The organism is Aeromicrobium piscarium, assembly GCF_007421815.1.
Taxonomy (GTDB): domain Bacteria; phylum Actinomycetota; class Actinomycetes; order Propionibacteriales; family Nocardioidaceae; genus Aeromicrobium; species Aeromicrobium piscarium.
Map to the genome: position 1 here is coordinate 1 of NZ_VLNT01000031.1, position 18,638 is coordinate 18,638.

Annotated in this window: 19 protein-coding genes and 1 pseudogene; 15 read left to right on the forward strand and 5 right to left on the reverse strand. The window is 67.7% G+C overall.

Features of this window, described 5'->3' with window-relative positions; translation table 11 throughout:
- On the reverse strand, nt 1-269 hold a 269-nt coding region (locus FNM00_RS19105), incomplete at its 3' end, for a transposase (protein WP_221933816.1).
- Between the two features lie 337 nt (nt 270-606).
- On the opposite strand from FNM00_RS19105, the gene FNM00_RS18125 reads away from it, so the two are divergent.
- A complete protein-coding gene (locus tag FNM00_RS18125; RefSeq protein ID WP_143914942.1) occupies nt 607-1,257 on the forward strand; it encodes a hypothetical protein in 651 nt (216 codons plus the stop codon).
- 8 nt (nt 1,258-1,265) lie between these two features.
- On the opposite strand, the gene FNM00_RS18910 is transcribed toward FNM00_RS18125, so the two are convergent.
- The gene (locus tag FNM00_RS18910; RefSeq protein ID WP_185973243.1) at nt 1,266-2,129 is read right to left on the reverse strand and encodes a hypothetical protein; all 864 of its coding nucleotides are present in this window, start codon (nt 2,127-2,129) and stop codon (nt 1,266-1,268) included.
- A 216-nt stretch (nt 2,130-2,345) separates the two neighbouring features.
- On the opposite strand from FNM00_RS18910, the gene FNM00_RS19470 reads away from it, so the two are divergent.
- Nucleotides 2,346-2,597 (forward strand): helix-turn-helix transcriptional regulator, encoded by a 252-nt coding sequence (locus tag FNM00_RS19470; protein WP_143914944.1) that lies wholly within the window; start codon nt 2,346-2,348, stop codon nt 2,595-2,597.
- Between the two features lie 165 nt (nt 2,598-2,762).
- On the forward strand, nt 2,763-3,401 hold the full coding sequence (locus FNM00_RS18140) for a hypothetical protein (RefSeq protein WP_143914945.1): 639 nt from the start codon (nt 2,763-2,765) through the stop codon (nt 3,399-3,401).
- A 273-nt stretch (nt 3,402-3,674) separates the two neighbouring features.
- Here the strand turns inward: FNM00_RS18140 and FNM00_RS18145 are convergent, their stop codons facing one another.
- Together FNM00_RS18145 and FNM00_RS18150 are read right to left on the reverse strand one after the other, a co-directional pair.
- Nucleotides 3,675-4,244 carry a hypothetical protein gene (locus FNM00_RS18145; RefSeq protein ID WP_143914946.1) on the reverse strand — a complete coding sequence of 190 codons (570 nt, stop codon included), beginning with the start codon at nt 4,242-4,244 and terminating at the stop codon, nt 3,675-3,677.
- 382 nt (nt 4,245-4,626) lie between these two features.
- Nucleotides 4,627-5,496, reverse strand: coding sequence for a universal stress protein (locus FNM00_RS18150; RefSeq protein ID WP_143914947.1), 870 nt, complete (start codon nt 5,494-5,496; stop codon nt 4,627-4,629).
- Nucleotides 5,497-5,653: 157 nt separating this feature from the next.
- On the opposite strand from FNM00_RS18150, the gene FNM00_RS18155 reads away from it, so the two are divergent.
- The 10 genes from FNM00_RS18155 (at nt 5,654) to FNM00_RS18200 (ending at nt 17,575) form a co-directional block, all read left to right on the forward strand.
- A complete protein-coding gene (locus FNM00_RS18155) occupies nt 5,654-7,399 on the forward strand; it encodes an acyclic terpene utilization AtuA family protein (RefSeq protein WP_143914948.1) in 1,746 nt (581 codons plus the stop codon).
- On the forward strand, nt 7,396-8,553 hold the full coding sequence (locus tag FNM00_RS18160) for an acyl-CoA dehydrogenase family protein (RefSeq protein ID WP_143914949.1): 1,158 nt from the start codon (nt 7,396-7,398) through the stop codon (nt 8,551-8,553). Before FNM00_RS18155 ends, FNM00_RS18160 begins: the two co-directional genes overlap by 4 nt.
- A 5-nt stretch (nt 8,554-8,558) precedes the next feature.
- Nucleotides 8,559-9,635, forward strand: a complete 1,077-nt coding sequence (locus tag FNM00_RS18165; protein ID WP_143914950.1) for a winged helix DNA-binding domain-containing protein — start codon at nt 8,559-8,561, stop codon at nt 9,633-9,635.
- Nucleotides 9,632-11,233, forward strand: coding sequence for an acyl-CoA carboxylase subunit beta (locus FNM00_RS18170; RefSeq protein ID WP_143914951.1), 1,602 nt, complete (start codon nt 9,632-9,634; stop codon nt 11,231-11,233). The genes FNM00_RS18165 and FNM00_RS18170 overlap by 4 nt, the downstream gene beginning before the upstream one ends.
- Nucleotides 11,234-11,387: 154 nt before the next feature.
- On the forward strand, nt 11,388-13,316 hold the full coding sequence (locus tag FNM00_RS18175; protein WP_143914952.1) for an acetyl/propionyl/methylcrotonyl-CoA carboxylase subunit alpha: 1,929 nt from the start codon (nt 11,388-11,390) through the stop codon (nt 13,314-13,316).
- 52 nt (nt 13,317-13,368) lie between these two features.
- Nucleotides 13,369-14,529 carry an acyl-CoA dehydrogenase family protein gene (locus FNM00_RS18180; protein WP_143914953.1) on the forward strand — a complete coding sequence of 387 codons (1,161 nt, stop codon included), beginning with the start codon at nt 13,369-13,371 and terminating at the stop codon, nt 14,527-14,529.
- Between the two features lie 127 nt (nt 14,530-14,656).
- Nucleotides 14,657-15,403 carry an enoyl-CoA hydratase-related protein gene (locus FNM00_RS18185; RefSeq protein ID WP_143914954.1) on the forward strand — a complete coding sequence of 249 codons (747 nt, stop codon included), beginning with the start codon at nt 14,657-14,659 and terminating at the stop codon, nt 15,401-15,403.
- Between the two features lie 187 nt (nt 15,404-15,590).
- Nucleotides 15,591-16,133: a type IV toxin-antitoxin system AbiEi family antitoxin domain-containing protein gene (locus tag FNM00_RS18190; protein ID WP_143914955.1), complete on the forward strand. Its 543-nt coding sequence runs from the start codon at nt 15,591-15,593 to the stop codon at nt 16,131-16,133.
- Nucleotides 16,130-16,960: a nucleotidyl transferase AbiEii/AbiGii toxin family protein gene (locus FNM00_RS18195; RefSeq protein WP_221933817.1), complete on the forward strand. Its 831-nt coding sequence runs from the start codon at nt 16,130-16,132 to the stop codon at nt 16,958-16,960. Before FNM00_RS18190 ends, FNM00_RS18195 begins: the two co-directional genes overlap by 4 nt.
- A gap of 24 nt (nt 16,961-16,984) precedes the next feature.
- Nucleotides 16,985-17,575 (forward strand): PIN domain-containing protein, encoded by a 591-nt coding sequence (locus FNM00_RS18200; RefSeq protein WP_221933818.1) that lies wholly within the window; start codon nt 16,985-16,987, stop codon nt 17,573-17,575.
- 6 nt (nt 17,576-17,581) lie between these two features.
- Here FNM00_RS18200 and fdxA read toward each other — a convergent pair whose 3' ends face one another.
- Complete coding sequence (gene fdxA, locus FNM00_RS18205) at nt 17,582-17,902, reverse strand: ferredoxin (RefSeq protein ID WP_143914956.1); 321 nt, start codon at nt 17,900-17,902, stop codon at nt 17,582-17,584.
- A 76-nt stretch (nt 17,903-17,978) separates the two neighbouring features.
- On the opposite strand from fdxA, the gene soxR reads away from it, so the two are divergent.
- Both soxR and FNM00_RS18215 read left to right on the forward strand, forming a co-directional pair.
- The gene (soxR, locus tag FNM00_RS18210; RefSeq protein ID WP_143914957.1) at nt 17,979-18,443 is read left to right on the forward strand and encodes a redox-sensitive transcriptional activator SoxR; all 465 of its coding nucleotides are present in this window, start codon (nt 17,979-17,981) and stop codon (nt 18,441-18,443) included.
- 75 nt (nt 18,444-18,518) lie between these two features.
- Nucleotides 18,519-18,638, forward strand: a pseudogene (locus FNM00_RS18215) (superoxide dismutase); the annotation flags it as partial.

Here is an 18,638-nt window from a genome sequence, read left to right on the forward strand (position 1 = left end):
GACAGGTAGGCCGCCGCTCGACGCAGAACCTCGTTCTCTTGCTCCAGCAACCGGTTGCGACGCTTCAGCTCGCGCAGCTCTGCCACCTCGCTGGCGCTCACACCGGGCCGGGTGCCGTCATCGATGTCGGCGGCCTTCAGCCAGTTCGTGAGCGTGGCCTCAGCGATGCCGAAGTCCTCAGCGATCTGCTTCAGCGTGGTCTTCGAGTCTCGTCCACGGGCGACCGCGACCACGTCATCGCGGAACTCTTGCGGATAGGGAGCAGGCATAGCGACATCCTCTCCTCTGATGCTGCGCACCAGAAGTCAGTTGTCACCTACGGCTGCATCACGCCCCCGTGTCAGCGCCGCAGGTGCAGGTGTTGCGGGTGTCGGGACTCTGCTGCTCGTCATCTCATTGCCGCCGCTGTTATGGGTGGCGGCACCGGCAGTGCTGCTCTTCTTTGGTGCGCTCGTCATGCACAAACTCGTTCGATCTGGGTCGGCAGTCGACCTCATCATCGCCTGGCGTGCACGGTACCCGCGTGCATGGATGATCCGTCCCTGGGAGGAAAGCGGCGAGCCAGAGTGTGCCGTCTGTCTGTGGGGTCTCACGCCACGGCCCCTCGTGAGGAGGCTTCAGGGACGTCTCGAGGGCTGGTGGCGTACCACGATCGTGCCGAAGATCGAGGAGACGACCTTCTATCGCAAGGCCCGACGGGATCGCCGCGTCATCGTGCTGACCCTCGGCCTCCTGGGTTGGCTCGTGTGCGTCAAGTTCCTCGGGCTAGCCGCCGACGACGGCATCGTCATCCTGGCTGGCCTGCTGGCGATGACGCTGGTGTTCTCCGGATTGAGCGCGGGGCCCTCGATCTTCGACGGACTATTCGAAGACAGGTCGTGGCGAACTTCTGTGCGGCAAGTGGTCTTCGGTGGCCTGGCGGCGCTCATCATCGTCGGCGCCGTGCGGATTCCGGGAGTTGCCGACGATCTCGAATCTCCTGCTCGGCGAGTGCTCGGCGGCTATGACCGCGATGTGGCGATGCTGACGCTGCTCTTTGGAGCACTGACGCTCCTGCTCCTCGGCGTCATCGCGACCCTCTCGAAACTCGGCCTTCAGTCGAAGGGGCGCTCGAGGCGGATTCTCGGGGATGCTGTCCTGCCGTTCGCGGGCTTGATGGTGGGAGCCGTCCAAGGCGCTTGGTTCCCGATGGCGGTCCTCTGGCTTCTCTCCATGCTCAAGTCGAACTGGGATCGGTCCTTGCTTCGGCGCCCATGAAGGCTCGTTCAGGTGCCGCGGTCGTCGTCGATCTTCATGGCTGTACTCGCCCACGGAGGTCTCCGGTCGTCCTCATACTGGAGCAGTCTTCTCAGCTGCGCCTCGGTGAGCGGACGCAGCGTCCGCCACGGTCTGGTGATCACAAGTGCTGGGCCACCCGGCTGAGTACGGACTTCCTCGACCCGATGCAGATGTTCACGCAAGCGCTCGCGCCATGCTGCGAGCTCGACTCGACGGTAGCCATCATCGGTCCAGGCGTAGTGAAATAGGTCGCGTGACGGATGAGGAATCTGCCATACCCAGGGCAGTACCTTGTCGCCGTCGATGTCGACGAGGTGGCGCGACGGGATCGGTTCTTCGGCATCGCAGCGCGGTTCGTCCGTTGAGAGGCGAGTAGCGAGTTGCGGATCCCGCAGATCGTCGTCGGTCAGCTCAACCGCCGATGAGATGTGGGTTGGCGGCGCGGTCGCCGGTGCCATGACTGATTGAGCCCGCCAGAAGCGCCGCCACGACCCGGTCAGCATGGTCGGCACTCCGCGACGACTGTCGTCGGTCCGCCTCGCCAGCGCGTGAGCCGGGCAAAGCTCGATGCTGAACGACTGCCCCGAGCTCGACCGCCGTGTCGTCGCCACGTATACCGGCACCGGGGAGTCGCGGTGTAAGTCGAGAACGGCCTTCTCCACGGTGAACCGGTCCGGGCTCTCCGTTGTGTCTGCGCGTGCACATTCCACGATCACTGTCTTGCCTGTCGCGAGTAAGGCTGCGGAGGCTCCCTCCGGGTGTCCGCCGTGGCCTACATAGCCTTGCTCGTGGTGGAGCACCATGAAAGTGATCAGCTTGGCGAGGTCAAGCCTGCTTCCGCACGAAGTCATTCCGGTTCCTCCCGACGTGGGCCACGGCGCAATGGAACCACGAAAATGACCTGTGTCACATCGAGGTGACCCGAGATCAGATGGCCATCCGAAAAGAACTGCATTCTACAATCTATTGGTTGTGCCCCGGGTGAATGAATCTCTTCTGACGCGGATTGCTCCCCGGGTCGAGGGGGCGGTAGCGCGCCGGTGACCCCACTCTGGCAAGCTGACCTCATGGTGAGTGCATCTATAGATTATTGGTCGGCATTCAGCGAGCAATTGGGGAGCCGACTCGTGAAAGCTCGCGCGGAGGTCGGCTATAGCCAGGAGGACGTGGCGAAGGAGATCGGTGTGACCACCGCCCGCTATCGGACTCTTGAAGAAGGCGTGTGGACCGAGGCAACACGCGGGCTGCGCCTCGACACCATCGTGCTGTTGTGCCGCTTCCTCGGCATCGCACCGGGCGACATCATCCCCGGCCTCTAGGCATCGTCTCGCCATGAAAGCTGTCATTTCTCCGCATGGCGGTTTCTGGCGGATTTCTGTGGCATGCTGACGGCGGGAGCATCGGACCGACTGGTCCGTTTGGGGAGTGTCTGTAGCCGCGTGGGTCAAACCGGCTGCGTGGGTAACGCGATGAAAGGGCACTCGATGAAGTTCACATTCAAGTCCACGATGGCCGTCACCGCGCTCGCGAGCGCGGCGCTGCTCGGCGGCACGGTAGCGGCCCACGCCGCGGGCATCGTCGCGGTCGGTGGCGACACCACCGAGCGGGATGTCGCGCTGGAGGCCACGACCGACGGGATCTATTTCGACACCGACTATGGCATCGAGATGCTGTGTGAGGAGAATGCCGGCGCAGGCTCGGTGGCTGCGGGTGCTGCTGTACCGGGTCTCGGCCTGTTGAGCCTGACGCCGACGACATCGGTCAACTGCGTCCTGCCGGAGATCTTCGATCTCCCGGTGACGGTGACCTACAACGACACCTGGGAGTTCAGCGCCTCCGGGCCCGCGGTCAACGGAGTCGCTCCGGGAACGGTCAGTGGCGTCGAGGTGCGCGTCGAAAGCGATCTGACCGATTTCTGCAACTTCACGGCGGCCGGTGACATGCGGGCAGAATTCGACAGCACGGCTCAGCAGCTGCGATTGCTGGCCGAGCCGCTCGTGGAATATCCGCTGGCGATCACTGACGCCCAGGGATGCTTGCTCTTCGTGCAGGATGGCGATGTGGGTCAGTTCGTCGCGGACTATGACGTGACGACCGACGAAGGTGCAATCACCTTCCAGTGATCCCAGCCGACGGTGGGGGAGGGTTTCCTCGCCCACCGTCCTGGCGGGAAGGGCAGCGCGCGGCCAGTCGCGTTTGACGTCGTTGGTGGGGGCCGGTGAGGAGCGGCTCGAGAGGAACGCGTCGCGCATCACCTGCTGTGGATCTCACGAGTGTCTGATCGGTCGCGGTGTTACGCTCGGGTCATCGCCCGCCCCTTCGGGGGACTGGGAAGTGGAGGCCGGAATCCCCGCCGTGGGCGGGAGCCGGCCTCAGCGCTGTCCAGGGGCCTTCTGTCACAGTCTGATGAGTTCGTAAGCACCGTTGAGCTGGTCGAGCCAGGCGTGGTTGTCGTCGCGGAGCGCGGCAAGCGTCATTCCGGCCACTGCGTCGGGGATCCAGAGCATGGGGTCATCGAGGGGTTTGGCGAACGTAACGGTAAATCCTGGCGAGATCGCGCCGGAACCGTGTAACGAGGCAACCATTTCTTGATCGCGACGGTCTTGTGCGGCCTGCCGCGATTCGATCCATGCGCGGGTGACGCCGCGTTGATCGAGTTCGAAGAGCAGCCGTTGCAAACATTTGCGGCGAGCTCGTTCCTGACGTCTGGCTTCGACCTCCGCTAAGACGATGACGTGGGTCAGGCTCGTCGAGGCGATGACGTCGACGATCTCGTATCGGGTGCGATGGTCTTCGGAGTTCCAGTGCAGTCTTCGACGGGGCCGCGGTACCAGGCGCCGTAGTGACTCGCGGATCGATTCGGCACTCGTAGGGTCGCTGATGGCAGCCGCAAGGAGATAGAAGCCGGGGGTGGGGCCTTGGGCGTGGATCGATTCGTCGATCCACGCGTGTAGTTCCCCGGTCATGGCCGAAACGCTAGGTGGTGGCGGGCTTATCGACCAGCGGCCGGAAGCTGGGCTGTGGATATCGAGGGTGTCGACTCGTTCGCTGGTAAGCTATGGGTATTGCCCGCCCCTGATGGGGGATTGGGAAGTGGAGGCCGGAATCCCCGCCGTATGACGGGAGCCGGCCTCAGCGCTGTCCAGGGGCCTTCGGTTCCGCAGTGCGCTCCGGGTCCGCCTTGCTCGGGCACAAGGTGGGGTGTGGATTCCGTCTGATGCTTACCGGTCGCGGTGTTAAGCTGGGGGTATTGCCCGCCCCTTCGGGGGACCGGGAAGTGGAGGCCGGAATCCCCGCCGCATGACGGGAGCCGGCCTCAGCGCTGCCCGGGCCCCTTTGCGGCTCGGGTCAGCGGATGACGGCCACAGGGCAATTGGCGGTGTGCAGCACCGCACGGCTCACCGAGCCGAGCAGCAAGCCCACCAGATCGCTGTGGCCGCGTGAGCCGACCACCAGCACCCCCGCGCCCTCGGACGCATCCGCCAATACGTGCTCCGGCCGGCCGCGCTGCGTGCCCACCTCGACCGTCAGCCCGGGATGTTCCGCCAGCACCGCCTCGCGAGCGCGCTCCACCGTAGCCACCGCCTCGGTCTCGGCCGCATGGGCCGCATCCTCGGTGGCGTTGACATTCGCCAGATACGCCGCCGACCACGGATTGGCCTCGGGCACATCCCACGCCGCCGCGATGATCAGCCGGGCATCCGTCGACGCCGCCAGTCTCGCGGCACCCGCGACCGCCTGGGCAGCGAACTCCGAATCATCCGTGCCGACCACCACCGGGCGGTCGGGGCCGGGCAGGTGCTCGGAATTGCCGCGGATCACCAGCACCGGGCACTGCGCGTGCGCGCTGATCGTGAACGCCACCGAGCCGACGAGCCCCGCGGCGAGCCTTCCCCGTCCGCGGTGTCCCACCACGACCACGGCGGCGTCGGCGGACAACTCCTGCAGCGCCGCCGCCGGTCCCTGCTTGCGCGCGACCGCATGCACCGTGAGCCCAGGTACGCGCTCACGGGCACGCTCGGCGCCCTCCTCGGCGATCGCGTCAGCGCCCTCGTCGCCGCCCGCGTCGTCGCGCCCCTTCAGCCGGCGGGCAGCGTGCACCACCACCAGATCCACGCCCCGCCGATCGGCATCGGCGGCCGCCCACTCGACGGCGATCTTGCTGGGCTCGGAGGCGTCGTATCCCACGACGACGGCGCCGGAGACGGGGACGGTCATACGAGTTCACTCCTTCGTGTCGACTCTCCCTCCAACCTACGCGCCACGAGGTCCACCCGCAGGGGCCACGGGCCAGGTCGTCCGCTCATCAGTCCCGCCGCGCGGCTAATAAACAATCAGGGTTGACTGTTTGTTTGAAAGGCGGCAGTCTGTACACATGATCCGGATCGGGAACTGCTCGGGCTTCTACGGAGACCGGCTCTCCGCCATGCGCGAGATGCTCGAGGGAGGGCATCTCGACTACCTGACCGGCGATTACCTCGCCGAGCTCACCATGCTCATCCTGGGCAAGGACCGCATGAAGGACGCCGACCTCGGCTACGCCAAGACCTTCCTGCGCCAGCTCACCGACTGCCTCGCGCTAGCCCGCGAGAAGCAGGTCAAGATCGTCGCCAACGCAGGTGGCCTCAACCCCGCCGGACTCGCCGAGAGGATCCGCGAGATCGCCGCCGAGCAGGGCGTCGAGGTGCGGGTCGCGCACGTCGAAGGCGACGACCTCATCTCCCGTGCCGGCGAGCTCGGCTGGGAAGGCGCTCTGACGGCCAATGCCTACCTCGGCGCCTTCGGTATCGCCGAGGCGCTCACCGCCGGCGCGGATGTCGTGGTCACCGGGCGGGTCACCGACGCCTCGGTCATCGTCGGCCCCGCGATCGCCGAATACGGCTGGGGCCGCGAGGACTTCGACCGCCTCGCCGGCGCCGTCGTCGCCGGACACGTCATCGAGTGCGGTACCCAGGCCACCGGCGGCAACTTCTCCGGCTTCACCGATATCGACACCAGCCGGCCCCTCGGCTTCCCCATCGCGGAGATCTCCGCCGACGGAACCAGCGTCATCACCAAACACCCCGGCACCGGTGGCGCCGTCACCGTCGACACCGTCACGGCCCAACTCGTCTATGAGATCGGCGGACCGGTCTACCTCAACCCCGATGTCTCCACCCACCTCGACACGATCGAGCTGACCGACGACGGCGAGGATCGTGTGCGGGTGAGCGGCGTGCAGGGTTCACCGCCGCCGGCCACCACGAAGGTCGCGCTCAACAGCCTCGGCGGATTCCGCAACAGCGCCGAGCTCGTGCTCACCGGTCTGGACATCGAGGCCAAGGCCGACTGGGTCCGCGCCCAGCTCAGTGCCGCCCTCGACCGGCTCCCGCTCGACGAGGTCACCTGGGAGCTGGTGCGCACCGATCGCGCCGACCCGGCGACCGAACCCGAGGCGGCGGCTCTGCTGCGCTGCCACGTCAAGAGCCAGGACGCCAAGGCCGCGGGACGCGCGTTCAGCGGCGCGGCGATCGAGCTCGCCCTCGCCTCCTATCCCGGATTCCACGTCACCGCGCCTCCCAGCGCGGCCTCGCCCTACGGCGTCTACCGGGCGGCCTATGTCCCGCAGACCGACGTGCCGCACGTCGTCGTCCTGGACGACGGACGGCGCATCGACATCGCGGCACCGTCGACGACCTCCTCCGATCCAGCTCAGGGTCCGCCGAGTGGTGCACCACTCGCGGGGGCTGGGGAGCTCGCGGGGACTGGGGACTCGGGGCGGGGGGCTGACGACACGGTGCGCAAGGCGCTCGGCCGACTCGCCTACGCGCGCTCCGGTGACAAGGGCGGCGCCGCCAATATCGGTGTCTGGATCCCCTCCGATCATCCCCGACGCGAGGCCGCCTACGCCTGGCTCGCCGCGACACTCACCGCCGATCGCGTCCGCCAGCTGCTGCCCGAGACCGCCGACCTCGACATCGCCGTCCACCCGCTGCACAACCTCGCCGCCGTCAACCTCGTCGTCGAGAAACTGCTCGGCGACGGTGTGGCGTCCTCCACCCGATTCGACCCCCAAGCCAAAGCCGTCGGGGAGTGGCTGCGCGCCCGCCTCGTCGACATCCCGAGGGAGCTGCTCGCATGACCGACCGCTGGAACACACCCGAGCGGGTGGCGCTGAGAGAATCCGTCGCCGCCTTCACCCGCGACCAGATCGCGCCGCACATGGACGAATGGGAGGACGCCGGACAGCTGCCGCGCGAACTCCACGCGCAGACCGCCAAAGCCGGATTCCTCGGCATCGGCTTCGACGAGTCCGTCGGCGGCGAGGGCGGCGACCTCATCGACATCTCCGTCGTCACCGAGGCCATCGTCGAGAACGGCGGCTCCACCGGCCTGCTCGCGTCACTGTTCACCCACGGCATCGCCGTGCCGCACATCATCGACTCCGGCAACGGCGACCTCATCGACCGCTACGTGCGCCCCACCCTCGCCGGCGAGACGATCGGCTCGCTCGGTGTCACCGAGCCCGGCGGCGGCTCCAATGTCGCCGGCATCACCACCCGCGCGGTCAAGGACGGCGACCACTACATCGTCAACGGCGCCAAGACCTTCATCACCTCCAGCGTCCGCGCCGACTTCGTCACCACCGCGGTGCGCACCGGCGAGGACGGCCACGGCGGCATCAGCCTGCTCGTGATCGACACCGACACCCCGGGCTTCACCGTCAGCCGCAGCCTGCGCAAGATGGGCTGGCACTGCTCGGACACCGGTGAACTCGCCTTCGACGACGTCCGCGTCCCCGCCGCCAACCTGGTCGGGGAGGAGAACGGCGGCTTCTACCTCGTCATGCAGCAGTTCGTCAACGAACGGCTCACCCTCGCCGTGCAGAGCTACGCGACCGCGCAGCGCGCCCTCGACCTCGCCGTCTCCTACGCCCGCGAACGCGAGACTTTCGGCCGTCCGCTCATCAGCCGCCAGGTCATCCGGCACAAGCTCGTCGACATGCACCGGCGCACCGAGGCCGCCCGCGCCCTCACCCGGCAGGCCGTCGAACGCGCCCAGGACTCCGGCAACCGGGCCGACCCACAGCTCATCCTCGCCGCCGCGATGGCCAAGAACCAGGCCGTCGAAGCGGTCGAATGGGTCGTCAGCGAGGCCGTGCAGATCCACGGCGGCATGGGCTACATGCGCGAATCCGAGATCGACCGGCACTACCGCGACGCCCGCATCCTCGGCATCGGCGGCGGCGCCACCGAGGTGCTCAACGACCTCGCCGCCAAGCTGCTGGGGTACTGAGACCGATGGACCCGAGGCAGGTGCGCGACGGACGGCTGGCCAGGCAACGCCTGGTCGGCGCGCCGTACCCCGACCTCGCGGCCGCCGTCGATCACCTCGCCGCGGTCCAGTCCCAGGAGTTCGAGGACGCCTGTTGGTCGCTCGCCCGCCGCACGTCGGGCGAGCTCAGCGGCGGCGCGGTCGCCGAGGAGGTCGCGCACGGTCGGATTGTGCGGCACCACGTGCTGCGCCCCACCTGGCACTTCGTCCTCACAGGCGACCTCGACTGGATGCTCGACCTCACGGCACCGCGCATCGGCGCCCAACTCCGCACCCAGTTGCGCACCACCGGCCTGCTCGAGGATCGCGACCGGCTCGTCGCCCAGGTCGGCGCGATCGTCGAGGCCGCCGACGCTCCGCTGACCCGCCGCGAGATCGGCGACCGCCTCGCCGAACGAGGCACCGAGCTGAAGGGCCAGGCACTGGGCCACGTGACGCTGAGCGCCGAGCTCGACAAGATCGTCACGACCGGCCCCCGGCGCGGATCGTGGGACACCTTCGTGCCCTACGCCTCGCGCATCCCGAGCGTCAGCCTCGGCCACGATGAAGCGGTCGCCCGCCTCGCCGGTCGCTACCTCGCCGCCCACGGACCGGCCACCGCGCGGGACTTCGCCTGGTGGAGCGGGCTGACGCTCACCGACGCCAGAGCCGGCTACGCGGCCCACGAGACGATCGACCTCGGTGAGGATCTCGTCGACCTGGCCGCCTCGCCCCGGTACGAGCCCGTCGACCCCACCGCCCAGCTGCTGTCGCTCTTCGACGAGTACGTCATCGCCTACCAGGACCGCACGCTCTACGAGGCACCCGTCGCCGCCGGCGGCACGATCGACGTCTGGGGCGGCAACCTGCTCCTCGTCGACGGCATCGTCGCCGGCACCTGGAGAACCCGCAAGTCGCGGCGCAAGGCCGACCCGACCACGATCGAGATCACCCCGGCCCGCGTCCTCACCCGCGACGAACGACAACGTGCCGAGACCGACGCACATCACCTCATCGACCATCTCGACCGACCCTCTGAACTCCTCTGGAAGGACGTGGAATGAGCCCAGCGGCACGCACCGCGATCGACCCGGCCTCGCCCGCCTACGGCGAGAACCGGGCGGCCATGCTCGAACGCCTCGACGACCTCGCCGAGCAGCACGACAAGGCGCTCGCCGGGGGAGGGGAGAAGTACGTCGAGCGGCACCACAAGCGCGGCAAGCTCACCGCCCGCGAGCGCATCGAGCTGCTCATCGACCCCGACTCGCCCTTCCTGGAACTCGGCGCGCTCGCCGGGTGGGGCACCGACTTCACCGTCGGCGGCTCCATCGTCACCGGCATCGGCGTCGTCGAGGGCGTCGAATGCATGATCGTCGCCAACGACCCCACCGTGAAGGGCGGCTCCAGCAACCCCGTCACCGTCAAGAAGGGCTTCCGGGCCGCGCAGATCGCCCAGGAGAACCGGCTCCCCTCGATCAACCTCGTCGAGTCCGGCGGCGCCGACCTGCCCACGCAGAAGGACATCTTCATCCCCGGCGGCAGGTCGTTCCGCAACATCACCGAGGCCAGCGCCGACCGCCGCCCGTCCGTCGCCCTCGTCTTCGGCAACTCCACGGCCGGTGGCGCCTATATCCCCGGCATGAGCGACTACGTCGTCATGGTCAAGGAGGGCGCCAAGGTCTTCCTCGGGGGCCCGCCGCTGGTCAAGATGGCCACCGGCGAGGAGTCCGACGACGAATCCCTCGGCGGCGCCGAGATGCACGCCCGGCAGTCCGGCCTCGCCGACTACCTCGCCGTCGACGAATACGACGCCATCCGCCTCGGTCGCCAGATCATGCGCCGGCTCAACTGGCGCAAGCAGGGACCCGTTCCGGCGGTCGACTACGCCGAACCGGTGCTCGATCCCGAGGACCTGCTCGGCATCGTGCCCACCGACCTCAAGGTGCCCTTCGACCCGCGCGAGGTCATCGCCCGCATCGTCGACGGATCGGAGTTCGACGAGTTCAAGCCGCTCTACGGACCCAGCCTCGTCACCGGGTACGCGCAGCTGCACGGCCACCCCATCGGCATCCTCGCCAACGCCCAAGGTGTGCTGTTCAGCGCCGAGGCACAGAAGGCGGCGCAGTTTATCCAGCTCGCCAACCAGACCGACACGCCGTTGCTGTTCCTGCACAACACCACCGGGTACATGGTCGGCGCGGAGTACGAGCAGGGCGGCATCATCAAACACGGCGCCCAGATGATCAACGCGGTGTCGAACTCCAAGGTCCCGCATCTGTCGGTCGTGCTCGGTGCCTCCTACGGTGCGGGCAACTACGGCATGAGCGGACGCGCCTACGACCCACGGTTCATGTTCAGCTGGGCGGGCGCGAAATCGGCTGTCATGGGACCGGCGCAGCTGGCCGGCGTCGTCTCGATCGTCGCCCGCGGCGCGGCCGAGGCGAAAGGACAGGCCTACGACGAGGAGGCCGACCAGCAGATGCGGGCCTTCATCGAGGACCAGATCGAGAAGGAGTCGCTGGCGTACTTCACGTCGGGCCTCGGCTACGACGACGGCGTCATCGACCCCCGGGACACCCGCACCATCCTCGGCATCTGCCTCTCGGCGATCGCCAACGGACCGGTCGAGGGCACCCGCGGCTACGGGGTGTTCCGCCTGTGACCGCGGTGACGACGACCCTTCGGTGGTCGAGTAGCGAGGCTGGGCTTGGGGAGGGTTGTTTCGCTCCGTGGCGGCTACGCCCCTCGTGCCACGGCTCCATGGCCCTCGTTCCTCGGGCCTACTCAACCACCGGAACTGACGAAGGGATGAAGCGATGATCAGCAGGGTTCTGGTGGCGAACCGGGGGGAGATCGCCCGGCGGGTGTTCCGCACCTGCCGCGACCTCGGCATCGGCACGGTTGCCGTGCACTCCGATGCCGACGCGAACGCGCCCTTCGTCCGCGACGCCGATGTCGCCGTCCGGCTCCCGGGCAACGCGCCCGGCGACACGTACCTGCGCGGCGACCTCATCATCGAGGCTGCCCGCGCGGCCGGTGCCGACGCGATCCACCCCGGTTACGGCTTCCTGTCCGAGAACGCCGACTTCGCCCGTCAGGTCGAAGCCGCCGGGCTCACCTGGATCGGACCTACGCCCGAGTCGATCGAGGCGATGGGCAGCAAGATCCGGGCCAAGCAGATCATGGGCGACGCCGGGGTGCCCATCCTCGAGGTCGACCTCGACGGCATCTCTCCCGACGAGTTCCCCCTCCTCGTCAAAGCCTCGGCCGGGGGCGGCGGACGTGGCATGCGCGTCGTCGAGTCACTCGACCAGCTCGACGGCGAGCTCGCCAAGGCCAAGGCCGAGGCACAGTCGGCCTTCGGCGACGGCACCGTCTTCGTCGAGCCTTACCTGCCGACCGCCCGGCACGTCGAGGTGCAGGTGCTCGCCGACACCCACGGACGCGTCTGGGTCGTCGGCGACCGCGACTGCTCGATCCAGCGACGCCACCAGAAGGTCGTCGAGGAGGCGCCCGCCCCCGACCTCTCGGACAAGGCACGCACCACGCTGCACATCGCGGCGCGGGCAGCGGCCGAGGCCGTCGGGTACCGCGGCGCGGGAACGGTCGAGTTCCTCGTCGACGGCGATCGCGTCTACTTCCTGGAGATGAACACCCGCCTGCAGGTCGAGCACCCGGTGACCGAATGCGTCACCGGACTCGACCTCGTCGCCTGGCAGCTCTCCATCGCCGAGGGCGCGGCACTCCAGGGCAACGCGCCCGAGCCGTCCGGCCACGCCGTCGAGGTGCGGCTCTACGCCGAGGACCCGGCCGACGACTGGGCGCCGCAGACCGGCACCGTGCGCGCCTTCGATGTCGAGGGTGTCGCCTTCGAGAACCCTCGCGCGTACGGTGTGCGCGTGGACTCCGGCGTCGAGTCCGGCAGCGAGGTGGGGATCCACTACGACGCGATGCTCGCCAAGATCATCGCCTACGGACCCGACCGCCGGGCGGCGCTGCGGATGCTGGACGGCGCTCTGCGCAACGCTCGGGTGCACGGCGTCCGCACGAATGCCGCCTTGCTGCGAGCGATCCTCACCGACGAGGAGTTCACGGCCGCGCGCGTCCACACGGCGCTGCTGAACGAACGCCTCGGGGCATGGATGGCCCCTGCCGACGACCGTGCCGAGCGCAAGGCCGCACTCGCCGCCGCCATCGGGGAGGCGACCCAGACGGCCGCTGCCGCGCGAGTGCTCTCCCGCATGCCTGCCGCCTGGCGCAATGTGCCGAGCCAGCCGCGCGTGCGCCGCTACGGTGACCACGAGGTCGCGTACGAGCAGCGTGGAGGGCGGCTCGTGTCGTCATGGCTCGACGGCGTGAGTGTCGTCGACGCGCACGGTGACACCGTGGTGCTCGCGGACGGCGCGGTGCGGGAGACCTACCGGGTCACGATGGGCGAGGGCGTCGTGGACGTCGATGGACCGCACGGCCCGGTCAGCCTGGAGGTCGTGCCGACCTTCGTCGACCCGGCCGATGTGGTGGCCGAGGGGTCGCTGCTCGCGCCGATGCCCGCCGCCGTCACCGATGTGGCCGTCGAGGCGGGACAGAAGGTCGCCAAGGGAGACACCGTCGTCGTCCTCGAGGCGATGAAGATGCAGCACACGATCACGGCGCCGACCGACGGCGTCGTGGGGGAACTGGCCGTCAGCGCCAGACAACAGGTCGAGGCCGGAGCCGTCCTCGCCGTCATCGAGGAAGCCGAATGAGTGGGCACCTCGGTGCCCGCATCGAGACCACAGCCGTCGAAAGGAAGAGCAGATGAGCGCATTCGTGGAGAGCGAGGAGCGACAGGAGCTGCGCAAAGCGGTCCGTGCGCTCGGCAAGAAGTACGGCGACGAGTACTTCGTCGCCGCGGCCACGGACGGTCGCAAGACCACCGAGCTGTGGAGCGAGGCGGGCCGGCTCGGCTACCTCGGCGTCTCGATCCCCGAGGAGTACGGCGGCGGTGGCGGGGAGATCGGCGATCTCGCCGCGGTCTGCGAGGAGCTCGCCTCGGCAGGCTGCCCGCTGCTGCTGATGGTCGTGTCCCCCGCGATCGTCGGCACCATCATCGCGCAGTACGGCACCGATGAGCAGAAGCAGCGCTGGCTGCCCGGCCTCGCCGACGGCTCCGCCACCTATGCCTTCAGCATCACCGAGCCGGACGCCGGCTCGAACTCGCACAACATCACCACGACGGCCAAACGCTCCGAGGACGGGTGGATCCTGTCCGGTGGGAAGACCTACATCAGCGGGGTCGACGAGGCGAGCCACCTGCTCGTCGTCGGACGCACCGAGGACGCCAAGACGGGCAAGCTCAAGCCCGCCCTCTTCATGGTGCCGACGGATGCCGAGGGCTTCACCTATACGCAGATCGACATGGGCATCGTCAGTCCGGAGAAGCAGTTCACGCTGTTCTTCGACGATGTCCGCCTGCCGGCCGATGCCCTCGTCGGGTCCGAGGACGCGGGACTCGACCAGCTGTTCGCCGGGCTCAACCCCGAGCGGATCATGGCCGCCTCGATGGCCACGGGGTCGGCTCGCTGGGCGCTGCGCAAGGCGGTCGCCTATGCCAAGGAACGCGATGTCTGGGGCAAGCCGATCGGCGCGCACCAGGCGATCGCCCATCCGCTCGCCAAGCTGCACATCGACATCGAGATGGCGCGGCTGCTGACGCAGAAGGCCGCGGCGCTGTACGCCGAGGGTGACCTGTTGCGGGCGGGGGAAGCGGCCAATATGGCGAAGTATGCGGCGGCCGAGGCCGGCTGCAATGCGATCGATCAGGCGATTCAGACCCACGGCGGCAATGGCCTCGCGACCGAGTACGGCCTCGTGCAGGCCCTGGCCGCATCGCGACTCAGCCGGATCGCGCCTGTCAGCCGGGAGATGGCCCTCAACTTCGTGGCCCAGTTCTCCCTCGGCCTCCCCAAGTCCTACTAGAGAACTCAGCCGGTGGCGGTAGACCATCAACCTCACCTCGATCGTGGCGGTAGACCATCAACCTCATCGGGTCTCGATAACGTTGACGGTCTACCGCCACCGGGTGAGATGAGCGGAAGGAACGACGATGAGTGAACTCGTGCACCTCGAGGTGGCCGACCGGGTCGCCACGATCACGCTCGACAGCGAGCACAACCGCAACGCCCTCAGCCGCCAGCTCGTCACCGAGCTCGGCGAGCGACTGACGGCCGCCGAGGCCGACGACACCGCACGAGTCATCGTGCTGCGGTCGGCGCACCGGGTGTTCTGCTCCGGTGCGGACCTCTCCGAGGCGGCTGAGGGCGCGATGGAGGAGGGCGCACGTGTCCTCGTCGCGCTGCAGCGTCAGATCGCATCCTCGACGAAGCCCGTCGTCGTCGTGCTCGGCGGCCCGGTGCGTGCCGGCGGCCTCGGACTCGTCGGCGCGGCCGATATCGTCCTCGCGGCGGACTCGGTGACCTTCTCCCTGACCGAGGTGCGTCTCGGCCTCGCGCCCGCCGTCATCTCGGTCAGCCTGCTCGAACGCTTCTCCTCGCGAGCTGCCGCCGACACCTTCCTCACCGCACGGACCTTCGACGCCGCCGAAGCGGTCACGATGGGCCTCATCACCCGCGCAGTGCCCGCTGATTCCCTCGACGAGACCGTCGCCGGTGTGGTCGCGGAACTCGCCGAAGGCTCCCCGCAGGGGCTGCGCGAGACCAAGAAACTGCTCAACGCCGGCCTCCTCGCCCGGATCGACCGCGACGGTGAGGCCGTGGCGTGCCAGTCCGCCGAGCTGTTCGGCAGCGACGAGGCCCGCGAAGCCATGCTCGCCTTCCTCTCCCGCAAGCGGTAGCCGTTCGACGGTTCCGCGAACGTGCCGTCGTGCCGAGCCGCGTGTCGGCGGAGCGGTACACACTGACAGCGTTCGTTTTTTCGTTGAGGGAAGTCATGCGTTACACCACCGAGGTGCAGGTCAAGGACGCGCTCGGCTCCGTCGCTCATGATGGGCACAACACTACCATTTTCGGTATAGTTGTGACATGGCCGCCGAGGTGAAGTACCGGGAGATCGTGCGCGATATCGCGCTCGATCACTATGGCTACGTCACCACGAAGGAGGCAGCAGAGGCGGGCGTACCGACCGTCGAGTTGCCGAAGCTTGCCGCTCGCGGCGGGCTCGTGAATGTCGCTTACGGACTCTATCGAGTCCCGGACATCCCGCCGACCGCATACGACCAGTTCGCCGAGGCGCTCTTGCGGGCGGGGGAAGGTGCGTACCTGCACGGTGAGTCGGTGCTGTCACTGTTCAATCTCGCCGACGTGAACCCACGGAAGATCAAGGTGGCAGTGCACCGCCGCGCTCGGTCGAAGATGCCTCCGTACGTCGAGCTGACCCGAGTCAACGAAGGGGCACGGACCACGTTCTATGAGGGGCTGGCAGCCCAACCGGTCGCGGACGCCATCCTCGAATGTCGAGGTCGCATCGAGCGAGAACGGCTACGGGACGCTGCCAAGCAGGCGCGCAGCGAGGGTCTATTGACCACGGCTGAGTTGCAGCAGGTCAGGAAAGGACTTCGGTCGTGAGCTACGCGGGTGCCCCGACGAACGTGCGGTCCGTGGGCCAACGCATACGCAACCTGGAAGGCAGCGACGGTCTGGCGCTGCGGCGTCGGATCGGCATGGCGTTGGTAGTGGTCGGCCAGATGCTCCCCGAGGGCGCGATCAAGGGCGGCAGTGCGATGGCGCTGCGCTACGGGCGGGGCACTCGGTTCACCCAAGACCTCGACGCCGCGCGGGTCCAGCCGCTCGCCGCCTTCCGCAGCGACTTCGAGGAATCGCTCGCGTCCGGATGGGCAGGATTCACAGGCAGGCTGGTCGAGAAGCCCGCGCCTCGCCCGCCGGCCGTGCCGACGGCGTACGTCATGCAACCCTTCGAGGTGAAGCTCGACTACCGAGGCAGGCCGTGGTGCACGGTGAAGTTCGAGCTGGGCCACAACGAGATCGGCGATGCCGACGAGCCCGAATACCAACTGGCTGCCGACCTCGCCGACCTCTTCACCGAGGTCGGGCTCGAAGCGCCGAAGCCGGTCCCGGTCATGCGCTCCGACCATCAGGTCGCCCAGAAGCTCCATGCCGTGTCAGGCGAGCGGAGTGAACGCGCACGCGATCTGGTCGACCTCCAACTTCTCGACAAGCGCGAAGACCTCAACGTGGGGCCGGTGGCCGCGACGTGCGCCCGACTCTTCGACTACCGCCGCCAGCAGGCATGGCCGCCGACCATTCAGGTCGGCACCGGGTGGGACACGCTCTATGCCGAAGCGGCCGACGGGCTTGACGTCTTACCGACGGTCGAGGAAGCGGTCGAATGGGTCAACGAGTTCGTCCGCCGCATTGCGGCGGCAGCGGTGTGAGCGACTCGGCGATGTGGCAAAAATGTGGCAGGACAGCGTAGGGCGACCAGTAGCCACCAGCAACGTCAACCACGTTTGCGCAGGTTAGGCCGCACATGCCAACCGCTGCATCTGTGCGACACCCTGCTGCGACTTGCCGAGGCGGAGACGTTTCGGCCCCTGCGGTCGGAGGACATCTTGGTCGAGCTGGAGCGGAACCTGGTCGACGTGGCGGGTTTGAACGATCGTCAGGTGCGGCACCGGATCAATGAGATGCGGCGTTCGTTCCCGGATGCCGCCGTTACAGGACATCGTGACCTTGAATCGGCCATGATGTGCGACCACAAGGACCGACATGTGCTGGCCGCTGCGGTGCGTGCCGATGTAGAAGTCTTGGTCACCGCGAATCTTCGTGATTTCCCGCCGGCAGCCGTCGAACCGTACGAGCTCACGGTTCTCCATCCGGATGATTTCCTGCTGGACCAACTGGATCTTTATCCTGAGCGGACTCTCATCGCCGTCACTCGACAAGCCGCCGCGAAGAATCATCCGCCCATGATGGTCGGTGAGCTGCTCGACGCGCTGGCTCGGTGCGGGGTGTCGGAGTTCGCGGCCAAGGCCGAGCAGCTTCTGTAGCCGGTCTCAGTCTCCCTGTGGAGGAAGGGCCGCGACGAGCGGGTGGTCGTACGGCAGGACACCGGTCTTGGCCGCACCTCCGGGGGACCCCAGCTCGGCGAAGAAGTCGACATTGACCTGGTAGTAGTCGGACCACTCGTCCGGCACGTCGTCCTCGTAGTAGATCGCCTCGACCGGGCAGACGGGCTCGCAGGCTCCGCAGTCCACGCACTCGTCAGGGTGGATGTAGAGGGAGCGCTCACCCTCGTAGATGCAGTCGACGGGACATTCGTCGATGCACGCACGATCCTTCACGTCGACACAGGGCTGGGCGATCACGTAGGTCATCGAGGGCCTTTCGATTCGGGTCGCTTCGACCGTAGAATCTCAAGTGCACTAGAGGTCAAGTCGGTGAGGAGCGGCGATGTCACCCGATCACGCGCCCGACGAGCTGTTGACGATCGGCGAGATGAGCCGGCGCACCGGGGTCGCCGTCTCCGCGCTGCGCTACTACGAGAGCCTCGAGCTGATCGCGTCGGTGCGGACGACCGGCAATCAGCGTCGCTTCCCGCGTCACATGCTGCGTCGCGTGTCGCTCATCGCGGTAGCCAAGAATCTCGGCGTACCTCTCGCCGACGTTCAAGCCACTTTCGCGGACGTGCCGCTCGACCGGACTCCCAGCCACGAGGACTGGCAACGCGCCTCGCGGGCGTGGAAGCGACAGCTGGAAGAGCGCCGCCGCGGGATCGAGAGGCTGGAGCTCGAGCTGACCGGTTGCATCGGCTGCGGCTGCCTGTCGATGAAGGCCTGTGCCCTGTTGAATCCCGACGACGCCCTCGCGGCCACCGGTTCGGGGCCGCGGCGACTGGAAGGCATCCCGGACGAGTGAGAGCGATCACAATCCCTTGACCTCAAGTGAACATGAGGTTTTAGCGTGGTGAGCAATCACTGCGAAAGGATCGTCATGGCTGAGTACACTTTGCCGGATCTGCCGTATGACTATGGGGCGTTGGACCCGCATATCTCGGGCAAGATCATGGAGCTGCATCACGACAAGCACCATCAGAACTACGTCAACGGCCTG

Excerpts from the sequence above, each read along its gene's own strand:
- FNM00_RS18910 (WP_185973243.1), bottom strand. The coding sequence starts at position 2,129 with ATGACTTCGTGCGGAAGCAGGCTTGACCTCGCCAAGCTGATCACTTTC.
- FNM00_RS19470 (WP_143914944.1), top strand. The coding sequence starts at position 2,346 with ATGGTGAGTGCATCTATAGATTATTGGTCGGCATTCAGCGAGCAATTG.
- FNM00_RS18140 (WP_143914945.1), top strand. The coding sequence starts at position 2,763 with ATGAAGTTCACATTCAAGTCCACGATGGCCGTCACCGCGCTCGCGAGC.
- FNM00_RS18145 (WP_143914946.1), bottom strand. The coding sequence starts at position 4,244 with ATGACCGGGGAACTACACGCGTGGATCGACGAATCGATCCACGCCCAA.
- FNM00_RS18150 (WP_143914947.1), bottom strand. The coding sequence starts at position 5,496 with ATGACCGTCCCCGTCTCCGGCGCCGTCGTCGTGGGATACGACGCCTCC.
- FNM00_RS18155 (WP_143914948.1), top strand. The coding sequence starts at position 5,654 with ATGATCCGGATCGGGAACTGCTCGGGCTTCTACGGAGACCGGCTCTCC.
- FNM00_RS18160 (WP_143914949.1), top strand. The coding sequence starts at position 7,396 with ATGACCGACCGCTGGAACACACCCGAGCGGGTGGCGCTGAGAGAATCC.
- FNM00_RS18165 (WP_143914950.1), top strand. The coding sequence starts at position 8,559 with ATGGACCCGAGGCAGGTGCGCGACGGACGGCTGGCCAGGCAACGCCTG.
- FNM00_RS18170 (WP_143914951.1), top strand. The coding sequence starts at position 9,632 with ATGAGCCCAGCGGCACGCACCGCGATCGACCCGGCCTCGCCCGCCTAC.
- FNM00_RS18175 (WP_143914952.1), top strand. The coding sequence starts at position 11,388 with ATGATCAGCAGGGTTCTGGTGGCGAACCGGGGGGAGATCGCCCGGCGG.
- FNM00_RS18180 (WP_143914953.1), top strand. The coding sequence starts at position 13,369 with ATGAGCGCATTCGTGGAGAGCGAGGAGCGACAGGAGCTGCGCAAAGCG.
- FNM00_RS18185 (WP_143914954.1), top strand. The coding sequence starts at position 14,657 with ATGAGTGAACTCGTGCACCTCGAGGTGGCCGACCGGGTCGCCACGATC.
- FNM00_RS18190 (WP_143914955.1), top strand. The coding sequence starts at position 15,591 with ATGGCCGCCGAGGTGAAGTACCGGGAGATCGTGCGCGATATCGCGCTC.
- fdxA (WP_143914956.1), bottom strand. The coding sequence starts at position 17,902 with ATGACCTACGTGATCGCCCAGCCCTGTGTCGACGTGAAGGATCGTGCG.
- soxR (WP_143914957.1), top strand. The coding sequence starts at position 17,979 with ATGTCACCCGATCACGCGCCCGACGAGCTGTTGACGATCGGCGAGATG.